This window comes from Allobosea sp. BE125, assembly GCF_031456075.1.
In the GTDB taxonomy this organism is placed as follows: Bacteria; Pseudomonadota; Alphaproteobacteria; order Rhizobiales; family Beijerinckiaceae; genus Allobosea.
Window position 1 is genome coordinate 74,352 of record NZ_JAVDTY010000006.1, and the last position, 15,446, is coordinate 89,797.

The window sequence follows — 15,446 nt, forward strand, 5'->3', positions numbered from 1 at the left end:
CGCAACGATGCGCGGTTGGCCCTGTCCATGCCCGGATGGCGCGCGACGGCGCCATCCACCACCAAGGCCTCGCAGGCCGCTCGCGCCGCCGGTGCGAGGCCGACCCTGAGGCTCAGTGCCGGCTGGTCGGGTCGCTCGCGGTGCCGACAGCTGCGCTCCGCGGCGCGCGTCCAAGCTTCAGCTCGTCGGCGGCGGGAAGCAGCCGCGCCGAGTTGGAGATGAAGATCAGCTCGGACGATACGTGGATGAAGGCCGCGAAGAGCGGGTTGAGGAAGCCGAAGGCGGCAAGCCCGATGCCGAGCGCGTCGACCGCGATCGTGCCCGAGAAATTCTGCCAGATGACGCCGCGCGTCCTCTGCGCGATCCGCACCGTCTCGACGAGACGCTCCAGATCATTGGCGAGAAGGACGATATCGGCGCTCTCCTTGGCGACGTCGGTGCCCGAGCCCATGGCGATGCCGACGCTTGCCGCCGTCAGGGCCGGGGCGTCGTTGATGCCGTCGCCGAGCATGGCCACCTTGGCGCCGGACGCCACCAGTTGCCGAACCCGTTCCAGCTTCTGCTCGGGCAGCATGCCGGCCTCGACGGTCCCGATCCGCAGCGACGCGCCGACGCTTTCGGCGACCGTGGCATTGTCGCCGGTGAGCAGGATGGTGCGGATCTTCATCGCGTGCAGGGCGGCGATCGCGGCCGCGGCCTCGGGCCTGACCTCGTCGGCGACAGCGAAAGACCCGGCAAAGAGCCCGTTGACCGCGACGCAGATCTCGGAGGACATGGCCTGGGCGCTCTCGGCGGGGAGGGCGACGCCCTCCGCCTGCAGCAGCTTGACGCTGCCGATCAGGATGCGGCTGGAGCCGAGCTGGGCTGCGACGCCACGCCCGAGCGTATAGTCGAAGCTGTCGGGCTCCGGCACCGCGATGCCGCGTGCACGCGCTTCCGCGACGATCGCCTTGGCAAGCGGATGCTCGGAGCGCAGCTCCGCCGATGCCGCCAGCGTCAAGAGCTCAAGCTCCGAACGGCCGGGCGCCGGGTGGATTGCCGAGACCCGTGGTTCGCCGAATGTCAGCGTACCCGTCTTGTCGAGCACGATCGTGTCGATGCGGCCGAGCGTTTCGAGATGCATGCCGCCTTTGATGATCGCGCCGCTGCGTGCGGCGCGGCCGATGCCGCCGAGCACCGCCAGCGGCGTGCCGGCAGCCACGCCGCAGGCGCCGGCGACGATGATCACGGAGATCGTGTCGCGGACGTTCCCGGTGAGCCAATAGGTCAGGATCGCCGCGGCGAAGGAAAAATAGACGAGATAACCGGCGAGCTGGTCGGCCAGGCGCTGGACCGGCGCCCGCGACTGCTCGGCGTTCTCGATGGCGTCGATGATCCGGCCGAAGCTGGTGTCGCGCCCGATGCGATCCACCTGGATGTCGAGCGCGCCGGACTGGTTGATCGACCCGGCAAAGACGGCGTCGCCTTCGCTGCGCCGGACAGGCATCGATTCGCCGGAGATGCGCGCCTGGTCGACATAGGAGAGGCCGGACCTGACCACGCCGTCGACGGGGATGTTTTCGCCGGGCGCGACCAGCACCCGGTCGCCGACGACGATCGTCTCGATCGGAACCAGCGAGATCACGCCGTTGCGGCGCACGGTCGCCTCATGCGGCATGACATCGATGAGGTCGGCGATCGCCGCCCGCCCGCGATCGACGGTCAGATGCTCAAGCTCCTCCGCGACCAGCACGAAGAAGGTCACGACCAGCGCCGTGAAGAACTCCGAGATCGCCGCAGCCGCGAGGATGGCGATCGACATGGACAACTCCATCGTCATCCGCCGCTCTTTGATGTTCTCAAAAGCCTCGCGCAGGATCGGCCAGGCGCCGAACAGCAACCCCGCCGCGCCCACGACATCGACGCCGGCCACGCTCCCGGTCAGGCCGAACCAGACCAGCGCCGCCGAGACCGCGACGACCGCAACCCGCAAGACCTCGACGGTCTCGACATCATGGCCAAACAGGCTGAGCGCCCGCGGAATCCGGTCTCCCATCCAGCCGGGCGACCGCTTGGCCTGCTCGGCCGCGCTCGCCGAGCAGGTGGGCTCGAAGGGCCGGAAGCAGGTGCAGGGCTGGTGGCTTGCGGGGCACAAGGGGCTGGAAAGGGTGACTGTCGTCATGGCGGTGTCGTCCCGTCGAACGGATTTTGCCTCGGTCACCGATTCTTAGTTTAGAATTATTCCAATTACAATCTGAGTCTCCTAGGGCCAGTATCCGCCGTCATCGTGCAGGGGCCGCAGCCTGAGCGATCGAAGGCGGCCATCACCATGGAGGAGGGGTCGGGAGCGCGGCTGGTCGAAGCCACGGCTCGCACGCCCGGGGCGATCGGCAATGCCCGCCGATGCCGAGGAGCGGAGCTTGGCGGATCGTCCTCGCGCCGGGATGCCGGGGCAGGGCGCATAGGCCGCCTTCAACGCGGATCGGTTCCGCGACGCGATCCTTTATCCAGGGACTGAATGCGAGGTCGTCGAGGCCGGATGCCGGCAGGACAGGTGACATTGACCTGGCTCATCTCACCGGCCTAGCCGCTTCAGAAGGACGACGCGAGCGCCATCATCGCGGGCTCATTTCGGGCATCGACACAGATTGCTGCAACGGCTCAGGAACGGTGGCTCCTGGCACCTCCTGGGTTGCCGGGGCCGCGACCCTAGGTAGCGACCTGCCATGCATCCAGAGCTCGCGCCCCGACGAAATCCACGGGCCGCGCTATCGAAGGCGGCGGCGCGATGATCCCCTCTTCGAGATAGCGCATCGCCGCCAGGAACCCGGTGCGCGAGAACGGCTTGGCGATGACGCCGTGGCCGCCGGCGAAGTCCTCGGGGATCATGCGGGGATTGGCCGTGACGTAAACGATGAAGGCTTCCGGCCACCTGCGCTGCACCAGGGCCGAGACGTCCAGACCGTTGCTCCCCTTGGCCAGCTGCATGTCGACAAAGACCAGGTCTGGCTCGCTGGCGAGAGTCAGTGCCTCGACCTCGCCGAGCGAAGCGGCGTCGCCGATGACCTGATGCCCCGAGTCCTCGACCATCATCTCGACGTCCATCACCAGGAGGGGCTCGTCCTCGACGATGAGGATCTTCAGGGGTTTTGCCTTTGCCATCGCTACGCTGAACTCGCCATCGTCAGAGTGACCCGGGTGCCTTGGTCCAGGCGAACCCACGCAACCTTCGCATCCGCTTGCTTGGAGAGGCGGGTGATCAGGGTCTTTCCCAGCCCGCCATCGGACTTGCCGAGCACGATGCCGTGGCCGTCGTCTTCGACCGTGATGACGGAGGTGCCGTTGCTCTTGACCGCCGACAGCCGGATCGAGCCACGCCTGCCGTCCAGGCCATGTTTGATCGCATTCGTCAGGATCTCGTTCAGTATGAGACCCAGCGACGAGGCGAATTCCGAGGAGATGTCGATCGGCTCGATGGCGCTCTCCAACGTGATGTCGGAGCGGCCGCTGGATGCGATGACATCCGAGGCCAGCGTCTCGGCGAAACCGGCAATGTCGAAACGCGTGACATCGTTCGACTGGTAGAGACGGCGATGCACGGTCGCGAGCGCGTCGATGCGCTCCATCATGATCTCCAGTTTCCGCGCCATCTCGGGATTGTCGAGCTGGCGGGACTGGAGGCGCAGCAAGGCGCCGATCATGGTCAGGTTGTTCTTGACCCGATGGTCGACCTCATGGAGCAGCAGCGTCTTCGCCGCCAGGGCCTCCTCGAGCTGGGCCGTGCGACGTGCGACCTCCCGCTCGACGACGTCGCGCTGTTCCTCGACGGCGGCCTTGGCTTCGATCCGGGACGTCACGTCCAGCTGCGAGGCGAAATAGAACTTGATCTCACCGTTCTCGCCACGGACCGTGCTGAGGTAGAGCGCGTTCCAGAACGTCGTTCCATCCTTGCGATAGTTCAACAGGTCGATGGCGACGTCGCTGCCCTCCGCGATGCATTTGCGAACCTTGTCGATGCCCGCCTTGTCGGTATCGGGACCCTGGAGGAAGCGGCAGTTCTGGCCAATGATCTCCTCGCGGTCATAGCCCGTGAGACGCTGGAAGGCCTCGTTGCAGAACACGATCGGGTTGTCGGGTAGCGCCGGGTTGGTGATGCACATTGCCATGCGCGTCGCCCGCACGGCGGCGGCGAACGGATCACCCCGACCGTGTTCGTGATGAAGCAATTCCGTCAGATGCCAATCGTCTTTCTGAAGCACCATCCCTACCCCTGTCATGGCGTCGAGCGCCGAACGACAACGAAAACGGGTAGAAAGCGGGGTTGGTTCCAAAAAATTCCACGCAGAACGAATTGATCACGGGGAATTTACGCATGGAAGATCAGCGCAATGCGCGCGATTACGCCGGCTTTTGCGACGTTTCTTTATCCTGGGCGGCCATGTTTTCTTATGACCTTTCGGGCGCCTCAGGCGACTTCGAGCAAAGCCGTCCTGATCGCGGCGTGACCGTAGGGCTTGGAGAAGAAGCGAACACGATCCGGCATCTCCGCCGCAAGCGGCCTGCGATGGCCGGACGCGATCATGATGATGACGGGCGGCCAGCGGTCGCGAACCGCGAAGGCAAGCTTGATGCCGTCCATCGAGCCCGGCATATCGATATCGGTGAAGACGATCCGGATGTCGGGGTTCGTCTCAAGGATATGGATGGCCTCGTCGGCGTTCGCCGCCTCGACCGCGATGAAGCCGGCCTCCTCGACAATGTCGACGGCATCCATGCGAACGAGAGGTTCGTCTTCCACGACGAGGACCGTGATCCGTGAGGTACTGGGCATTTGCAGTGAACTCGGGTCCGACCGCTTCGTTGCATCGCTCACCGACGATTACTCGTCGATCTCAAGGAAACCTTCCAGCAGGTAACGAATGCCGGACGGATCGTAATGGACGCCCGCCTTGCCGCTGAAGTAGGCGGGAACGATCCGCTCGGTCAGCCTGGACCCGAAACCCTTGCGATCCCCTGCCTTCCAGTTCCTCCGCGGTCTTCGAGGCGAAATCGAGATTATCCCGATATTTTTTCGTTTCGGATCGCGTGGGTCTTCAATCAAAGCTGCGCCGATACGTCAGTCAGCGCGTCATCGTCGAGCTGTCGGACCAGATGAACTCTGGCTTCTTGCCTTTGCGGGTCATCGCCATCTGGTATTCGTAGATGTCAGGGCGATAGAGAGCTTCGAGCAGTTCTATCGGCCGACCCTTCTCGTCGCGGACGAGCCGGCGGATGCCGAGCAGCGCGGCACCGATCTCGACCTCCAGCAGCGGGGCGACGCGGGTGTCGGCGAGCTTGGCTGTGATGGTCTGATCGGCCCTCGCGACCTTGATTCCGGCTGCCTCGAACAAACTGAGCAACGGCCGCTCCAGGAGATCGTTGGGGCCGTAGGTGCGGCCGACCGTTTCCGGCACATAGGTCGTCAGGAAGGAGAACGGTGTGTTCTCATGGTGCCGGACGCGGACAACACGCTGGACGATGGCGCCTTGCTGCAATTCCAGCCGCGTCGCAACTTCGGGCGAGGCTGGAACATAATCGAACTCGATCAGGTCGACGCGCGTACGCAGCCCCATGGCGAGCAGGTTTTCGAGCATGCCGCGCAGATTGGTGTCGATCGGCGGCGGCGTGATCACCGGCTGGGCGAAATTGCCCTTGCCGTGCCGGCGTACCACGAGGCCCTCCGAGGCCAGCCGGTCGAGTGCGCGGCGCACGGTGATGCGCGAGACCTTGAACAGCTCCTCGAGCTTGTGTTCCGAGGGCAGCGCCTTGCCGGGCTGGTACTGGCCATCGATGATCTGCTGGCGCAGGACGACATAGACCTGATGATGCAGCGGCGCCGCGATCTCCTGGCGCGCCTCGCCGCCTCGCCTGCTCATGCCGATCGTCATCGTCCTTCAACTCCGCTCGTCACTGCTTTGCCCGCCGCCGCTGCCGGCCCGCTCAATCTCGATACAGCGATTCCCGCGCGCAACATTAGCCATCCCGGTCATTCAAGCGGCCGTGACGCCGCCATCGACGCACAGCACCTGCCCGGTGATGAAAGACGCCCCCTGAGAGGTCAGGAAGCGCAGGGCTTCGGCGACTTCGCCGGATTCGCCGAAGCGCCCGAGCGGAATGCTGGCGACAAGCCGCTCGGCCCGCTCTGCATCGGCGCGTGCGACAGCGGTCATCGGCGTCGCGATCGGACCCGGCGCCACCGCATTGACCCTGATGCCACGCGGCGCCAGCTCAAGCGCCAGTGCCTTGGTCAGGCCGTTGAGCCCCGCTTTGGAAGCCGCATAGGCGGCAGCACGCGGATGCCCGACGATGCCGATCTGGCTCGATACGAAGGTGATGGCCCCGCCCGGAGCCATTGCGAGTGCAGCATCGCGAGCAAGCGAGAAGCCGGCGGTCAGGTTGATGTTGAGCACGCGTTGCCAATCGGCGAGGCCTGTTTCGAGGCCCGGCCGATGGTCGAACATGCCGGCGCTGGAGACCAGGCCGTCGAGGCCGCCAAGCTGTGCGCGCGCAGCCTCCACCCGCTCCGCCGAGCGCGCAAAATCGGTCAGATCGGCGGCCGCGATGGTGTTGCCGGGCGTCCCATCGACCTCGCGCAGCAGAGCCTCGCGCTCACGCTCGTCGCGCACCAGGGCGAAGCAGGCGGCGCCATCGGCGAGAGCGAGCTTGAGGAAGGCCAGCCCGATTCCCGATCCCGCTCCCGTCACCAGCAGGCGCCGGCCGGCCAAACTTGTATTACTTGTCATATCTGCAATCCTTGGCGTGACCTGAGCCCAGGAGATCTGTCTCGATGACCACGCCCCCGAACCTGGTTGAGCTGCTTGCCGGCGTCCGCGCCAAGCGCGGCTATCTGCTGCCGCATCACGGGCTGATGGCGATCACCTCGCCGGCGCTGCTGGATGCCTATGACGCAGCCTATACCCAGATCGCGCTCGCGGATCGCGTGCTGAGCCATCATGACCGCGAATTCGTCTGGCTGGCGATCCTGATCGCCACCGATGAGGCGATCGCGACCCATCACATCGCCAAGTTCAAGGCGGCTGGCGGCAGCGATGCCGAGCTCGAGGTCATCCTGACGATCACGGCGCTCGCGCTGGGCTTCGAATCCTACCGCTTCGTCGCCAGGAACTGGCTCGGTCACTTGCCGGACTGCGACCCGCAGGCGATCTATCTGCGCGCCTTGCGCAAGAGCGCCGGCGCTGTGCCGATGCGCCTCGTCAACATGGCCGTCGCCTCCGTCTTCGTCTGCAAGGCGGGCTGGGACGCGCTCGCGCTGCAGATCGTGGCGGCCTATGACGACGCCGTGCCGGAACTCGAACTTGCCGAGGCGATCTCGCTGGCCATGTTCCCCGGCAGCGTGCCGCATTTCGTCGAGGCCGCGCGGGTCTGGCGCGAACTGATCGTGGCTGGAAAAGTTTCCGCCTCCCAACCTTTCCTGGACTGGGCAAACCTGTCGGGCCAGGGCGGCTTCGACGAAGCCAGCCGCGCGAAACGCTGAGGAGGCTCGCATCCGCTGGGGCCGGCGGTACATCATGCCGCAGCCCCGAGGATGAACTCGGCCGCGCGCTCCGCGACCATCATCGTGGGCGCGTGCGTGTTCGACGAGGGCATCCGCGGCATCACCGAGGCATCGACCACGCGCAAGCCCGCGAGACCGCGAACGCGCAGATGCTGGTCGACGACCGCCATGTCGTCGGTCCCCATCCGGCAACTGCCGACCGGATGGAACACCGTGTCGGCCGTGGCGCGCAGCCAGGCCTCGAGCTCGGCGTCCGTGACGACCTCGGGACCGGGCGAGAGCTCGGGACCGCGATAGCGATCGAAGGCGGGCTGCGCGAAGACGCGGCGCAGCGCTTTCACGCCCTCGCGCAGAACCCTGAGATCAGTCGGGTCGGACAGGTAGTTCGGCCGGATCAGCGGCGCCGCCAGCGGATCGGCGCTGCCGATCGAGATCTCGCCGGTGCTGTGGGGACGCAGCTGATAGACATTGGCGAAGAAGCCATGCCCGTCATGGCGGTTCCCGGCGCGCGCCAGGAAAGGCAGGCGCAGCGCCGCCGTCGAGAGGCCCGGCAGGAAATGCGACTGCAGGTCGGGCTCGTCGAGGGCCGGGTCCGATTTGAAGAAGGCGCCGGCTTCGAGCGGGAAGGAGGCGGCAGGGCCGCGCTTGAGGACGATCGCCTGCAGCAGGGCGAGCGCGGCCCGGTCGCCGCGCAGTGTGCCGTGGAGCGTGATCGGTTCGAGACAGGCATGCTCGACGCGGGCGAGCAGATGATCCTGCAGGTTCTTGCCGACGCCTTTGAGGTCGGCAATGATCGGAATGCCGTAACGGCGCAGCAGATCGGCGTCGCCGATGCCGGAATGCAGCAACGCCGCGGGTGAATTGACGGTCCCGCAGGACAGGATGATCTCGCGTGAAGCCTTGATCGTCTCGCGCCCGGTGGCGCTCGCGATCTCCACGCCCGTGGCGCGCTCGCCCTCGAAGGTGACGCGCAGCAGGCGTGCCTTGGTCTTGATCGTCAGATTAGGGCGATTGCGAACAGGGTCGAGGAAGGAGCGTGCCGCGCTCCAGCGCTCTCCATTCTTGGTGGTGAAGTCGTAGCGGCCAAAACCTTCCTGGGTCGCGCCGTTGAAATCGGGATTATAAGGATAGCCGGCCTGCTGGCCCGCTTCCACGAAGGCATCGAACAGCGGGTTTGGCGTATTGGGACGTGAGACCGGCAGCGGGCCGTTGCCGCCGCGCAAGCCGTTGCCGCCCGGCTGGTAGCTTTCGCTGCGCTTGAAGGCGGGCAGCACTTTGTCGAAGGACCAGTCGGGCAGGCCCATCTGGCTCCAGCCGTCATAATCCATCGGCGTGCCGCGGGTGTAGACCATGCCGTTGATCGCGGAGGAGCCGCCGAGCACACGCCCGCGTGGCCAGAACAGACGCCGGCCCTGCAGATGCGGCTCGGGTTCGGTGCGATAGAACCAGTTGGCGTAGCGGCTGCGCAGCAGCACGCCTGTCATCAGAGGCACCCGGAAGAGCGGATTCCAGTCCGGGCCGCCAGCCTCCAGAAGCAGGACCTTGAGGGCCGGGTCGACCGAGAGGCGATTGGCCAAAACGCAGCCTGCAGAGCCTGCTCCGACGATGATAAAGTCGAATTCCAAGCGCTTACCTCGTTTGACAGCTAACTTGTACTTTGTTTATAACAACCAGATCATAAGATGAAAGCCTAGCGGTAATTTGGGGACAAAGAAGCTCCACTTGCCGGCGCGGGGGAGAGTCGCGATGCAGGCAAGCCCGGCCGCTCGGCCGCTTTCGGGGCAGGTTGCCCTGGTGACAGGTGGTGCGCGCGGGATCGGCGCCGCGATCTGCCGGGCGCTGGCTGCCGATGGCGCGACGATCCATGTCGCCGACATCCTGGCTTGCGATGAAACCGTCGACGGCATTGTGGCAGCGGGGGGAGCCGCTCATGGCCACGCCCACGCCCTCGACGTGACCGACCGCGCCGCCTGCAAAACGCTCGCCGATGAGATCATCGCCAGTTCGGGCCGGCTCGATATCCTGATCTGCAATGCCGGCATCTGCCCGCCTGGAACCGTGGCGGGTGACTGGGCGCAGTGGGACCGCGTGATCGACGTCAATCTCCACGGCACCCAGCACTGCGTTGCCGCCGTCTGGGGGCACATGGTCGAACGTCGCTATGGCCGGATCGTGCTGGTGAGCTCCATGGCTTATTATCAGGGCGGTGTGATCGTCGGGACGGAGTATTCCGCCTCGAAAGGCGCGGTCGCCGCGATGGCGCGGCATATCGCCCGCAATGGCGGCCAGCACGGCATCCTGTGCAATGCCGTGGCGCCGGGCGTGATCGCCACGGAGATGACGGCGGCGTTCGCGAAGCCGGATCCGATTACAATCCCGCTGCGCCGGGTGGGTACGGCGGAGGATGTGGCGGGGCCGGTGCGGTTCCTGTGCGGTCCGGATTCATCCTACATGACCGGGACGATCCTGAACGTCACCGGCGGCATCGTTCTTGCGGCATGAGTGACTTGCGGCATGAGTGCTTGCGGCATGAGTGCTTGCGGCATGAGCTTGCGGCATGAGTGAAACGGGCGGAGCGACGATGGATCACGCAGCCGCCAAGAAGGCCATCGAGGCCAATGAGCAGGTCCTAGCCCGGCTGCCGCTCGATACCACGACCTTGCACGCGCTCGGCCGCGACCTCCTGGCCAACAGCCCCGCGCCGCTTGCGGTGAAAATCGTGCTGGGGCGGCGGACGGTTCTGCTCCTGGCCGACGCCGGCACCAGCATCGACAATGAGCGCTTCCTCGACCTCAAGATCAATACGGTCTTCAATTGCGGCCATAGCTCGCTGTGGTGGCATCATCACCTGCGCGGCACGGGGCGGACACTCGCCGATGTCGCCTGGGCCGATCCGCGCGCGGTCGTCGATGTCGGCGGCGGCGTGCCGCTGTTCGCGCAGGGCCAGGTCGTCGGCGCGCTGGCGGTCTCGGGGCTCCCGCATGAGGACGACCACGGCCTGATCATGGCGCGCGTCCGCTCCATCGTCGAAGCCGAATAATCACAGACCTAAAAACAGGGGAACAGGATCATGACCGACAAGACCGCTTTCTCCCGCCGTTCGCTGCTCGTGACAGCCACGGGCGCCGCCGCCGGCGCCTTCCTTCCCAAAATCGTCCATGCCCAGGCTTCGATGCCGGAGCTGACGACATTGCGCTCGACCTCCAAATCCTGGCTCTGGGCTGCCGAGGACTATGCGAGCTCGGCCGGGTTCTTCACCGAAGCGCGGGTCAAGGTGAACTCCAACGCCTCCAATCGCGGGACCAATGTCGCGGCCCTGCAGGGCGGCGGCGTCGACATCGTGCTGGGCGATCCCGGCGAGGTGCTGCGGGCGCGGGCGCAGAACCTGCAGATCCGCACCTTCATCGCGACGGTCAGCCGCTATGCCAGCCATGTCATGCTGAAGAGCGATATCCTGTCCAAGCGGGGCGTCGACGAGAAGTCGCCCGAGGCCAAGAAGATCGAGGCGCTGAAGGGCCTCAAGCTCGGCACCACGGGCCCGGGCGCAGCGCCTGACGCGCTGTTCCGCTATCTCGCCTCGCTGGCGGGCATGGACGCCAATCGCGACTTCCAGCTCGTGCCGATCCAGGGCGGTGGGCCCGCGATCCTGGCCGCGCTGCAGCAGGGTGTCATCGAAGGCTTCTGCCTGTCGTCGCCGACAGCCGACATGGCGGTGCAGCGGCAGAATTGCGGCTACCTCTTTCAGATGGCGTTGAACCCGCCGGCGCAGCTCAAGGAGGTGCAGTACATCGTCGCCTCCTCCGGCGAGGCGACGATCGCCAGCAAGCGCGACGCGCTGGAGCGCTATGCACGCGGCATCGCCCTGGCGCTGCGCTCGATCAAATCCGAGCCGCAAAAGTTCAAGGCCTGGGCCAAGGACTGGTTCGAAGGGTTGGAGCCCGAGACCTTCGAGCTCGCCTTCGCCAACAACGGCGCGATCTATTTCGACGATCCAACGCCGAAGCAGGCGCTGCTCGACGGCAACATCGCCTTCATCAACACCGTGAACAAGCAGATGGGCGCGGCCCCGCTGCAGGACACGCTGACCTTCGCCAACGTCAGCGATCCCTCGATCGCGGCCGCGGCCATGAAGGGCCTGTGATGGCCGGCGCTGCGATCAGCATCGACGGCGTCGACAAGCGTTACATCGGGCGCGGCCGCGAGGTCGTCGCGCTCGACCATGTCTCGCTGGAGATCGAGGAGGGCGAATTCGTCGCCTTCGTCGGTCCTTCCGGCTGCGGGAAATCGACCCTGCTCAACATGATCGCGGGCATTATCCCGATGACCTCCGGCTCGATCATGCATGAGGGCCGCAAGGTCACCGCCATCAACCGGCATGTCGGCTACCTGACGCAGGCCGACAGCGTGCTGCCCTGGCGGACCGTGGAGCAGAATGTCGGCCTGCCCTTGGAATATCGCGGCATGCCGGCGGCGCAGCGCCAGAAGCGCGTGGCCGAGATGCTCGCGCTCGTCGATCTCAAGGGCTTCGACAAGGCCTTCCCGAAGGAGCTCTCGGGCGGCATGCGCAAGCGCGTCGCGCTGGCCCAGATGCTGGCCTATGGCCCCGACACGCTGTTGATGGACGAGCCGTTCGGCGCGCTCGACGCCCAGCTCAAGCTGGTGATGCAGCAGCAATTGCTGCGGATCTGGCAGGAGCAGAAGAAGACGATCGTCTTCGTGACGCATGATCTGGCCGAAGCGATCGCGCTGGCTTCGCGCGTCATCGTGTTCTCGGGCCGGCCGGGCAAGATCAAATATGTCGAGGAGATCAAGATCCCCTATCCGCGTGACGTCTTCAAAGTCCGCTTCCTGCGCGAATTCGAGACCGCCTACGATAATCTGTGGCGTGAACTCTCCCCCGAGATCGCCAAGGGGGAAGACCTGTGAGCGGTGGAAGCATCATGCAAGTCGATGAAAGCGCCGCCGTCGGCACGGGCGCGCCATCCCGGGCGGTTCGCGACTTCGAGGCGGGCCTCGTCCGTCGCAAGGTTATGGTCTATGTCTGCCAGGCGGTCTTCGGCATCGTCTTTCTGGCATTCTGGCAATGGGCGTCGGGTCGGCTGATCGATCCGTTCTTCGTGTCCTCGCCAAGCGCCGTCTTCGGCAAGCTCTATACCTGGCTGATGAATGGCGAGCTTTACCGCCATCTCTCGATCACGCTCTACGCGACCGCGATCGGGTTCATCATCGGCTCGACGATCGGCTTTGCGCTGGGCCTGCTTTTCGGCAAATTCGCCTTCCTGGCCGAGGTTTTGGACCCTTACATCACCGCGCTCTACAGCATTCCAAAGCTGGCACTCGCGCCGCTCTTCATCATCTGGTTCGGCATCGGCATCGAGTCGAAGATCGCGGTTTCGGCTTCGATCGTGTTCTTCGTCGTGTTCCTGAACACCTTTTCGGGCGTGCGTGAGGTCAACCCGATCTACATCCACGCCACCCAGATCATGGGTGCATCGCAATGGGGCGTGATGCGCACGGTGATCATCCCCTCGGCCACCGCCTGGGTCATCACCGGGCTGAAGGTCTCGGTGCCTTATGCGCTGGTCGGCACGGTGATCGGCGAGTTCATGTCGTCCAACCGCGGCATCGGCTTCATCATCGCCCAGGCGACGGGGCTGTTCGACACCAATTCGGTCTTTGCGGGGATCATCATCCTGGCCGTGGTCGGCGCCATCATAAACAGCATCCTGAAGGCGACCGAAGGCTGGCTGCTGCGCTGGCGGGCCTGACGCGCGCGGCTTTGGCAAGAGGTATCGAAACGCGATGAGCATGGACGACGACAGCGTTCCCGCCGCCTTGCGGGAGCGGATCGAGGCGTTGCGCAAGACGCGCGGCTTCCTGCTGCCGCATCACGGCGCCATGGCGGTTGCGGCGCCCGATCTGCAGGATGCCTATTTCCGCATGTATGCGGCCCTGACCCAGACCGACCGGCACCTGACGCCCTTCGAGCGCGAAGTCGTCTGGCTCGCTATCCTGATCGCGGCCAAGGAAGCGATCGGCACGCATCACGTCGAATTGTTCTTCAAGGCGGCCGGGACGCAAGCCCAGGCTGAACTGTTGACCCGGCTCTGCGCCTTTGCGCTGGGCGCGGAAGCCTTCGCCTTCATGGATCGCCACTGGAGCGCCTCGTTTCCGGGCCTGGCGGGCGAAGGCGCCTATCTCGCCGCTTTCGAGGCGCTGCTCGATGAGGCGGTGCTGCCTCGCGCGCTTTCGCACCTCGCCATCGCAGCCTTGCAGGCGACGCTTGGCAGGCATTGGGGGCTCAAGGCCCATATCAAGGCGCTCTATGACCAGCGCGCCTCGGAGGATCAGCTGGTCGAGGCGCTGAGCCTGATCATGTGGCCCGTCGGCGTGAACCATTTCCTCGACGCCTGCGGCGTTTGGACCGAACTGATGGCCAGCGGACAGGTCGAGCCGTCCGAGCGCTACCGCGTCTGGGCGTCCACGCCCCGGCAACATGGCCACACAGTGCCCAAGAGCGAATAAGCCGATTCAGGCTGTGTCGAGGGGGCGCCACCGGACTGCTTCCCCAGGGACCTATTCATTGCAACAGCGGGGGAACGGATCGGCTTCGCCCGGGCGGCCGGCCTGGATCGTCGGCGGACATTCCGCTTGACGATGAATAGGGGTCGCGACAGTGTCGCGAGACATGCTCAGGAACCGGAAACTCTGTGACCGACGCCGACGCCACTGCATCCAAGCGGCGGCTCTTCCGGCTGCGCGTCGATCAGCGTCCTTCCGCGTGGTGACGGCCTCATTCTAGGCCACCTGCCGGAGCGGCCCCGGCCCGCGTTCCTGAACCCCCGCAGCCCCTGGCTTCGGGGGTTTTCTTTTGCCCGAACCCCGGAAGGACACCACCATGAGCATTCGCGTCGGCATTGTCGGGATCAGCGGTTTCGGCGGCGGCGAGGCGCTGCGCCTGGTCGCAAGCCACCCCTCTTTCGAGCTGGTCTACGCCGCAGGCGAGGGCAGCGCCGGCAGCCGTCTGGTGGACCGCTTCCCCGGTGTGCCGGCCAAGCTGGCCGAGCTGGTGATCGAGAAATGGGACCCTGCGACCCTGCCGAAGCTCGACCTGCTGTTCGCGTCGCTGCCCACGGGCGCCTCGGCCGAGGCGCTGGCGCGCGTCGCCAGGGACGTGAAGATCGTCGATATCGGCGGCGACCACCGCTACGTCGCGGGGTGGACCTACGGCCTGGCAGATGTCTGGCCAGCCGAGATCGAGGGGCAGACCCGCATTGCCAACCCCGGCTGCTTCCCCGCCGCGACGCTGAACGCGTTGGCGCCGCTGCTGGCCAACAGGCTGATCGAGCCCGGCAACATCGTCATCGACGCGAAGACCGGTATCTCCGGTGCCGGCCGGGGCGGCGGCGACAGCAAGTTCGGCTATGCCGAGAGCAACGAGAACCTGGTGCCTTACGGTCTGCTCAAGCATGTCCACATGCCCGAGATGGCCAGGACGATCGAGCGGCTGAGCGGTGGCAGCGCCGCCGGGCTGGTGTTCACGCCACATCTGGTGCCGATGACCCGCGGCGTACTCGCGACCATCTACTGCCGCGGCAGCGCCACCACGCAGCAGTGCCTGGAAGCGGCCCGGCGCTTCTATGCCGGGCGGGCGTTCATCCGCGTGACCGACAAGCCGCCACAGACCAAATGGGCCACCGGCTCGAACCTCGCATTCGTCAGCTATGCGGCCGATCCGGAGCGCAACCTGGTGATCGCGATGGGGGTCGTCGACAATCTCGGCAAGGGGGCGGCCGGCCAGGCGGTGCAGAATGCGAACCTGATCTGCGGCCTGCCGGAAACCGCGGGGCTGGACGGCGCACCTGTCTGGCCATGATCAGGGCTCGTGGAATGTCCAGCCAGGCTCCGAGCA

Annotated in this window: 15 protein-coding genes; 8 read left to right on the forward strand and 7 right to left on the reverse strand. The window is 65.7% G+C overall.

The window, feature by feature from the left end; genetic code table 11:
- Positions 1-112: 112 nt before the first annotated feature.
- The 6 genes from J2Y55_RS15095 to J2Y55_RS15120 form a co-directional block, all read right to left on the reverse strand.
- A complete protein-coding gene (locus tag J2Y55_RS15095) occupies positions 113-2,161 on the reverse strand; it encodes a heavy metal translocating P-type ATPase (protein WP_310154563.1) in 2,049 nt (682 codons plus the stop codon).
- 527 nt (positions 2,162-2,688) lie between these two features.
- Positions 2,689-3,141 (reverse strand): response regulator, encoded by a 453-nt coding sequence (locus tag J2Y55_RS15100; protein ID WP_310154566.1) that lies wholly within the window; start codon positions 3,139-3,141, stop codon positions 2,689-2,691.
- Between the two features lie 2 nt (positions 3,142-3,143).
- A complete protein-coding gene (locus J2Y55_RS15105; protein ID WP_310154568.1) occupies positions 3,144-4,256 on the reverse strand; it encodes a PAS domain-containing protein in 1,113 nt (370 codons plus the stop codon).
- 188 nt (positions 4,257-4,444) lie between these two features.
- The gene (locus J2Y55_RS15110; protein ID WP_310154571.1) at positions 4,445-4,810 is read right to left on the reverse strand and encodes a response regulator; all 366 of its coding nucleotides are present in this window, start codon (positions 4,808-4,810) and stop codon (positions 4,445-4,447) included.
- 289 nt (positions 4,811-5,099) lie between these two features.
- Positions 5,100-5,894: a GntR family transcriptional regulator gene (locus tag J2Y55_RS15115; protein WP_310154574.1), complete on the reverse strand. Its 795-nt coding sequence runs from the start codon at positions 5,892-5,894 to the stop codon at positions 5,100-5,102.
- 114 nt (positions 5,895-6,008) lie between these two features.
- Positions 6,009-6,761, reverse strand: a complete 753-nt coding sequence (locus J2Y55_RS15120) for an SDR family NAD(P)-dependent oxidoreductase (protein ID WP_310154576.1) — start codon at positions 6,759-6,761, stop codon at positions 6,009-6,011.
- 44 nt (positions 6,762-6,805) lie between these two features.
- Here J2Y55_RS15120 and J2Y55_RS15125 point away from each other — a divergent pair, with 44 nt between their 5' ends.
- Entirely contained in the window at positions 6,806-7,513 is a 708-nt protein-coding gene (locus J2Y55_RS15125) for a carboxymuconolactone decarboxylase family protein (RefSeq protein ID WP_310154581.1), read from the forward strand.
- Between the two features lie 32 nt (positions 7,514-7,545).
- On the opposite strand, the gene J2Y55_RS15130 is transcribed toward J2Y55_RS15125, so the two are convergent.
- Positions 7,546-9,159 carry a GMC family oxidoreductase gene (locus J2Y55_RS15130; protein ID WP_310154584.1) on the reverse strand — a complete coding sequence of 538 codons (1,614 nt, stop codon included), beginning with the start codon at positions 9,157-9,159 and terminating at the stop codon, positions 7,546-7,548.
- Positions 9,160-9,280: 121 nt separating this feature from the next.
- Between J2Y55_RS15130 and J2Y55_RS15135 the strand changes: the two genes are divergently transcribed.
- The 7 genes from J2Y55_RS15135 to argC all read left to right on the forward strand — a co-directional run bounded on the left by J2Y55_RS15135 (position 9,281) and on the right by argC (position 15,410).
- The gene (locus J2Y55_RS15135; protein ID WP_310154586.1) at positions 9,281-10,036 is read left to right on the forward strand and encodes an SDR family NAD(P)-dependent oxidoreductase; all 756 of its coding nucleotides are present in this window, start codon (positions 9,281-9,283) and stop codon (positions 10,034-10,036) included.
- Between the two features lie 55 nt (positions 10,037-10,091).
- Positions 10,092-10,574: a heme-binding protein gene (locus J2Y55_RS15140; protein ID WP_310154589.1), complete on the forward strand. Its 483-nt coding sequence runs from the start codon at positions 10,092-10,094 to the stop codon at positions 10,572-10,574.
- Positions 10,575-10,604: 30 nt separating this feature from the next.
- Complete coding sequence (locus J2Y55_RS15145; protein WP_310154593.1) at positions 10,605-11,675, forward strand: ABC transporter substrate-binding protein; 1,071 nt, start codon at positions 10,605-10,607, stop codon at positions 11,673-11,675.
- Positions 11,675-12,460, forward strand: a complete 786-nt coding sequence (locus tag J2Y55_RS15150; protein WP_092176892.1) for an ABC transporter ATP-binding protein — start codon at positions 11,675-11,677, stop codon at positions 12,458-12,460. The genes J2Y55_RS15145 and J2Y55_RS15150 overlap by 1 nt, the downstream gene beginning before the upstream one ends.
- A gap of 14 nt (positions 12,461-12,474) precedes the next feature.
- Positions 12,475-13,302 (forward strand): ABC transporter permease, encoded by an 828-nt coding sequence (locus tag J2Y55_RS15155; RefSeq protein ID WP_310154601.1) that lies wholly within the window; start codon positions 12,475-12,477, stop codon positions 13,300-13,302.
- A gap of 40 nt (positions 13,303-13,342) precedes the next feature.
- Complete coding sequence (locus J2Y55_RS15160; RefSeq protein WP_310154604.1) at positions 13,343-14,059, forward strand: carboxymuconolactone decarboxylase family protein; 717 nt, start codon at positions 13,343-13,345, stop codon at positions 14,057-14,059.
- Between the two features lie 373 nt (positions 14,060-14,432).
- Entirely contained in the window at positions 14,433-15,410 is a 978-nt protein-coding gene (gene argC / locus J2Y55_RS15165) for an N-acetyl-gamma-glutamyl-phosphate reductase (protein WP_310154606.1), read from the forward strand.
- Positions 15,411-15,446 lie beyond the last annotated feature (36 nt).